The organism is Mycobacterium sp. (assembly GCF_049802695.1).
Taxonomy (GTDB): Bacteria; Actinomycetota; Actinomycetes; order Mycobacteriales; family Mycobacteriaceae; genus Mycobacterium.
This window is the reverse complement of sequence record NZ_JBARMY010000060.1, coordinates 1-5,085: the sequence shown is the minus strand read 5'-3', so window position 1 is coordinate 5,085 and position 5,085 is coordinate 1. Positions and strand designations below refer to the sequence as shown.

The window sequence follows — 5,085 nt, the reverse complement described above, 5'->3', positions numbered from 1 at the left end:
CCAGGAGCGGGCGGTCAGCGCCCGCATCACGGCATCGCGCAACCGGCCGCGGATGCCGGTGCCCGGCGCCAATCCGCTGCCGATCGGCGGTAGCCCTTTCGACGGCCGGTACAGCGGGTGGGGGCTGAGCTCGATCCACGGTATGCCGATCAGGTCGGCCGCGAGACCCCCACACGCGGTGATGACGTCGGAGATCACCAGGTCTAGGCCGAGCGCCTCCAGCTGCGGCGCGTTGAGCACCGCCATCCGTGCGGCCCGCTGGTGAATCTTGGCCCCGGCGTCGCTGTCGTCGTCATCGGCGGTCGGCTCGAGCCCTGCCAACTCCACAGCGTCGACGCCCGCGTCCCGGGCGGCGTCCAGCCATTCGGCGCCGGTGAGCAAGGTGGCCGAGTCACCCACGGCGTTGAACCGTTGACACAGCGCGATCGCCGGAAAAGAGTGCCCCGGATCCGGTCCGGCGACAACGGCAACACGCACCGCCTTACCCTGCCACAGCGGCGCGTCGCTCCAACCTCATTACCCTGGAACCATGACAGAGCTGACCGCCCAGAACACCCGCACAGTCGAGGTATTTCTGCATGCGCTGCAAGACCAGGACTTAGACACCGCGGACGCGGCGTTGGCCGATGATCTGGTGTACCAGAACGTCGGGCTACCGACCATTCATGGCCGCCACCGGGCCATGAAGCTGTTCCGGCAGATGGAGGGCAGAGCCCGCTTCGAAGTGAAGATCCACCGCATCGCGGCCGACGGGGCCGCCGTGCTGACCGAGCGCACCGATGCGGTGATTTTCGGTCCATTGCGGTTGCAATTCTGGGTTTGCGGCGTCTTCGAGGTCCATGACGGCCGAATCACGCTGTGGCGCGACTACTTCGACTTCTACGACATGTTCAAGGCGACCCTGCGCGGTCTCGCCGGTCTTGTTGTGCCGCCGCTGCGAACATCGTTCTGACCGAATGAATAAGAACGCGGTGCGCCGACGGCCCAACGCCATTCAGTACATCCGCTACTGCTACGGCCATCCGCTGCCCGCGTCGATGCGGGACTGGGTGCGCAACGACCTGGCCGGCAAAGGCGCCACCGCCCGGATGATGATCCGGGTCGCCGTTCCCGCGGTGCTGGTGCTCGCGCCGTTCTGGCTACTTCCGGCGTCGCTTTACGTGCACTCCGAGATGACGTTGCCGATCCTCATCCCGTTCGTCTACTTCTCACATGCTTTGAACAAGGTCTGGCGCCGGCACATGCTCCGCATGCACAATCTCGATTCTGACCTCGTCGATGAACGCCGCCGCGAGCGCGACGCCGACATGCACCGCAGGTACGTCGAACGGTACGGTCCGCGGCCCGAGTCGGCGCCGTTCAGGAGCCACGACATCTGAGGGGGCCCGACAGCTACGCCCGCGGCAGCCCACCGAGTTCGTCGAAAGCCTGCGCCCACCCGACCAGCCGATCGGTCGCGCCGGCCAGTTCGTCGCGGTAGCGCTGCTGGGACATCGGCGACGCCGGCGTCGTCGATCCCCCGTTCGCAGCAGACACCAACTGGGCTGCGGCAGTGACCATTTCGTTGTACTGCCGGACACCCGCGCTCAACTGCGCGGTGAAGGCGTTGATAGTCGGGACCAGATACGACCGGGACTGGGCATTGTTGTTCGCCGCCCGCTCCATCGACACAACCTCAGCCGCGGTGGCCGTCATGGCCGAGGCGGACTGGTTGGCCGCATCGGTGAGATCGTGGATTTCCGGGCTGGGCAGCATCTTGCCGCGCTCTATGACGCCCAGCAGCGACACGAAGCCGCGCTCCGAAGCGCCCAGCGCCGACATGGCGGGTCGCGCCGCCGAACCCGTCGGCGGCAGCCGACGAGTGCTCGCGGGCCGCTCCGTCGGCAACGGCAGTGAGCGCAGCCAGCGGTAGCGGAACAGCAACAGCGTTGCCGGGACGGCCGCACCCACCGCGATGGACCCGGTGATGATCAGCAGCAGCTGAAACCATCCCCAGGCCGCCAGCAGCACCGTCACCACGGCCCAGAACAGGCAGGCGAAACCGAACAACAGCCCCAGTCGCAGCGCCCACCGCTGTTTGCGCAGCAACCGGGCCCGTGGGTCGGCGAGCACGCTCAGCTGGGCGGCAAGAACGTCGGCCACTTGGCTCGCGATGTCCATGCCGCGTTGCACCACGCCTCGCCGAGGCCTGCTGCGCCAACCCGGACTTACCGCCATCCCTGCTACCTCTTACTGCGTGAGCGGCTTCTCGGGGGCCACGTCCGGCGCGATGGCCGGAGTGGCCGCAGCCCCGGCACCGCCGGATGGCAACGCCTCGCCGCGCATGGAAGCGCGAATCTGTTCCAGCCGCGAATGGCCGGCCATCTGCACGCTTGCCTGCTCGACTTCGAGCATGCGACCCTGCACGGAATTCTGCGCCAGCTCGGCCGACCCCAGCGCATTGGCGTAGCGACGTTCGATCTTGTCGCGCACCTCATCGAGACTCGGCGTCGTGCCGGGCGCGGCGATCTCGCTCATCGACCGCAGCGAGGCGCTGACCTGCTCCTGCATCTTGGCCTGCTCGAGCTGACTGAGCAGTTTGGTGCGCTCGGCGATCCGCTGCTGCAACACCATCGCGTTCTGCTCGACGGCTTTCTTGGCCTGTGCGGCTGCGTTCAGCGCCTGGTCGTGCAGCCCCTTGAGGTCTTCCACGCTTTGTTCAGCGGTCACCAGCTGAGCGGCGAACGACTCGGCGGCGTTGTTGTATTCGGTGGCCTTGGCGGCGTCTCCCGCAGCGGTGGCCTGGTCAGCCAGCGTCACCGCTTGCCGCACATTGACCTGCAGCTTCTCGATATCGGCCAACTGCCGGTTGAGCCGCATCTCGAGTTGGCGCTGGTTGCCGATCACCTGCGCGGCCTGCTGCGTCAGCGCCTGATGCGCACGTTGGGCTTCTTCGATCGCCTGCTGGATCTGCACCTTGGGGTCGGCGTGCTCGTCGATCCTCGCGTTGAACACCGCCATGAGGTACTTCCACGCTTTGACGAACGGGTTGGCCATAAGTTAGCTCCGTCTTCTGGATCGATACCTGCCCATAAATTACTGCGCTTACCCTGCCGCTCAATCTAATGGTTCCCCGCGTATCGCCACACCTGCGCTGTGCAGGGCGCCGTGATCGGGTCAGGCCACCGCCAGCGAAGCAACCGGCGGGATCACCACTTTGGTGCTGGCATCGATGTGCGCAGCGCTGACTGCCGACAGCTCGGCGCGTTCCTTATCGGCCATCTGGTCGCCGGCATCGAGCAGCACGGTTGACAGCGGAACCTGCAACGCGTGGCAGATCGCGGTCAGCAGCTCGCTGGAGGCCTCTTTGCGACCGCGCTCCACCTCGGACAGGTAGCCCAGGCTCACCCGAGCGGTGTCGGACACTTCGCGAAGCGTGCGACCCTGTGAAGTGCGGGATCGGCGCAGCACGTCACCGATGACCTCTCGCAGCAGTGCCGCCATCGTGCTCTCCTTCGTCGGGCGGGCCAGATCCGCAGCGATCAGCTGCGTGATCGAGTGATCAATACGGTCAACGCCACGCTCTGGAGGTTGGTTCCCGCCAAGTGGGCACCGATTCCCGCGCTCAGCGCGTCGTCCAACGCACTTCTCTGGCCGCTGAGGCGACGTAGTCCACGCCGGTGACCACGGTCAGCAGGATGGCGAGCCCCATCACCACCCACGCAGCTGTCAGCCACGAACCGGTCAGGGGCAATACGAACAACCCGATGGCGACTGCTTGGACCAGGGCCTTGAGCTTGCCGCCCCAACTGGCGGGGATGACGCCGCGGCGTAACACCGCGAAGCGCAGGACCGTCACCCCGATCTCGCGCGCCAGGATCACCACCGTCACCCACCATGGCAGGTCGCCCAGCATCGACAACCCGATCAGCGCCGCACCGACCAGCGTCTTGTCCGCGATGGGATCGGCCAGGGTGCCGAACTCGGTCACCATGCCGTAACTGCGGGCCAGCGCGCCGTCGAACCGGTCGGTGATGACGGCGACCGCGAAGACGACGAACGCCGCCACCCGGCTGGTCGTGTCGTGGCCGTTGCCGGCGAACAGTGCGAGCAGGAAGATCGGCACGAGCACCAGGCGCAACCCGGTGAGCAAGTTGGCGATATTGGTGACGGGAACGCGCCGTACCGTCGGGCCGGTCTGCGGCTGTCCTGACACGGCAACAGAATAACGGGTGCCCGCTCGCGCGTCCTGAATGCCTAGACTGTGCTCCCGTGAATTCCGCGGAAACGCCGTCGAACTACGAACCGGTGGTGCGACGCGCGCGGACTTCCGACGTCCCGGCGATCAAGCGGCTGGTGGACACCTACGCGGGCAGGATCCTGCTGGAAAAGAACCTCGTGACGCTATACGAGGCAATCCAAGAGTTCTGGGTCGCGGAATACCCCGACCGGCCGGGCGAAGTGGTGGGTTGCGGGGCGCTGCACGTGTTGTGGTCCGACCTCGGTGAAGTGCGCACCGTCGCCGTGCACCCCGACTTGACGGGCCGCGGGATCGGTCACGCGGTGGTCGATCAGCTGATTGCGGTGGCCCGTGAGCTCGAACTGCAGCGGTTGTTCGTGTTGACGTTCGAGACAAACTTCTTCAGAAGACACGGGTTCACCGAGATCGAGGGCACGCCGGTCACCGCCGAGGTGTTCGAGGAGATGTGCCGCTCCTACGACATCGGTGTCGCCGAATTCCTCGACTTGAGCTACGTCAAACCCAACATCCTGGGGAACTCGCGAATGCTGCTGGTCCTTTGATTCGCTGGTCCTTCCAGCCCTCGGTTCAGTCTCCTCCGTCGATGCCTCGGATTGAAGCCAGCGTGGCCGCCAGCTCATCGGGTTTGACCAGCACGTCACGTGCCTTGGAACCCTCACTCGGACCCACGATGCCGCGGGTTTCCATCAGGTCCATCAGCCGGCCGGCTTTGGCGAAGCCGACCCGCAGCTTGCGCTGCAGCATCGACGTCGAGCCGAACTGACTGGACACCACCAGTTCGACGGCCTGCAGGAACACGTCCATGTCGTCGCCGATGTCGGGGTCGACGTCCTTGCGTTCGCCAC

The 5,085-nt window shown here is 66.0% G+C and carries 8 protein-coding genes and 1 pseudogene; 3 read left to right on the top strand and 6 right to left on the bottom strand.

The features are described from left to right. Nucleotides 1-477: pseudogene (locus WA317_RS02315) on the bottom strand (glycosyltransferase); the annotation flags it as partial. A 52-nt stretch (nucleotides 478-529) separates the two neighbouring features. On the opposite strand from WA317_RS02315, the gene WA317_RS02310 reads away from it, so the two are divergent. Both WA317_RS02310 and WA317_RS02305 read left to right on the top strand, forming a co-directional pair. Then, complete coding sequence (locus WA317_RS02310; protein WP_425171501.1) at nucleotides 530-952, top strand: limonene-1,2-epoxide hydrolase family protein; 423 nt, start codon at nucleotides 530-532, stop codon at nucleotides 950-952. 4 nt (nucleotides 953-956) lie between these two features. After that, nucleotides 957-1,379 carry a DUF5313 domain-containing protein gene (locus WA317_RS02305; RefSeq protein WP_425171500.1) on the top strand — a complete coding sequence of 141 codons (423 nt, stop codon included), beginning with the start codon at nucleotides 957-959 and terminating at the stop codon, nucleotides 1,377-1,379. A gap of 13 nt (nucleotides 1,380-1,392) precedes the next feature. Here WA317_RS02305 and pspM read toward each other — a convergent pair whose 3' ends face one another. The 4 genes from pspM to pgsA form a co-directional block, all read right to left on the bottom strand. Beyond that, a complete protein-coding gene (gene pspM, locus WA317_RS02300; RefSeq protein ID WP_425171499.1) occupies nucleotides 1,393-2,217 on the bottom strand; it encodes a phage shock envelope stress response protein PspM in 825 nt (274 codons plus the stop codon). A gap of 12 nt (nucleotides 2,218-2,229) precedes the next feature. After that, entirely contained in the window at nucleotides 2,230-3,036 is an 807-nt protein-coding gene (gene pspA, locus WA317_RS02295) for a phage shock protein PspA (RefSeq protein ID WP_425171498.1), read from the bottom strand. A gap of 120 nt (nucleotides 3,037-3,156) precedes the next feature. Next, entirely contained in the window at nucleotides 3,157-3,483 is a 327-nt protein-coding gene (gene clgR, locus WA317_RS02290; protein WP_425171497.1) for a transcriptional regulator ClgR, read from the bottom strand. A 121-nt stretch (nucleotides 3,484-3,604) separates the two neighbouring features. After that, on the bottom strand, nucleotides 3,605-4,195 hold the full coding sequence (gene pgsA / locus WA317_RS02285; protein WP_425171496.1) for a CDP-diacylglycerol--glycerol-3-phosphate 3-phosphatidyltransferase: 591 nt from the start codon (nucleotides 4,193-4,195) through the stop codon (nucleotides 3,605-3,607). A 56-nt stretch (nucleotides 4,196-4,251) separates the two neighbouring features. Between pgsA and WA317_RS02280 the strand changes: the two genes are divergently transcribed. Further along, nucleotides 4,252-4,782 (top strand): amino-acid N-acetyltransferase, encoded by a 531-nt coding sequence (locus WA317_RS02280; RefSeq protein WP_425171495.1) that lies wholly within the window; start codon nucleotides 4,252-4,254, stop codon nucleotides 4,780-4,782. Nucleotides 4,783-4,807: 25 nt separating this feature from the next. Here WA317_RS02280 and WA317_RS02275 read toward each other — a convergent pair. Beyond that, nucleotides 4,808-5,085, bottom strand: a 278-nt coding sequence (locus WA317_RS02275; protein WP_425171494.1) for a DNA translocase FtsK, incomplete at its 5' end; no start/stop codon positions are given.

Excerpts from the sequence above, each read along its gene's own strand:
- WA317_RS02310 (WP_425171501.1), top strand. The coding sequence starts at position 530 with ATGACAGAGCTGACCGCCCAGAACACCCGCACAGTCGAGGTATTTCTG.
- WA317_RS02305 (WP_425171500.1), top strand. The coding sequence starts at position 957 with ATGAATAAGAACGCGGTGCGCCGACGGCCCAACGCCATTCAGTACATC.
- pspM (WP_425171499.1), bottom strand. The coding sequence starts at position 2,217 with ATGGCGGTAAGTCCGGGTTGGCGCAGCAGGCCTCGGCGAGGCGTGGTG.
- pspA (WP_425171498.1), bottom strand. The coding sequence starts at position 3,036 with ATGGCCAACCCGTTCGTCAAAGCGTGGAAGTACCTCATGGCGGTGTTC.
- clgR (WP_425171497.1), bottom strand. The coding sequence starts at position 3,483 with ATGGCGGCACTGCTGCGAGAGGTCATCGGTGACGTGCTGCGCCGATCC.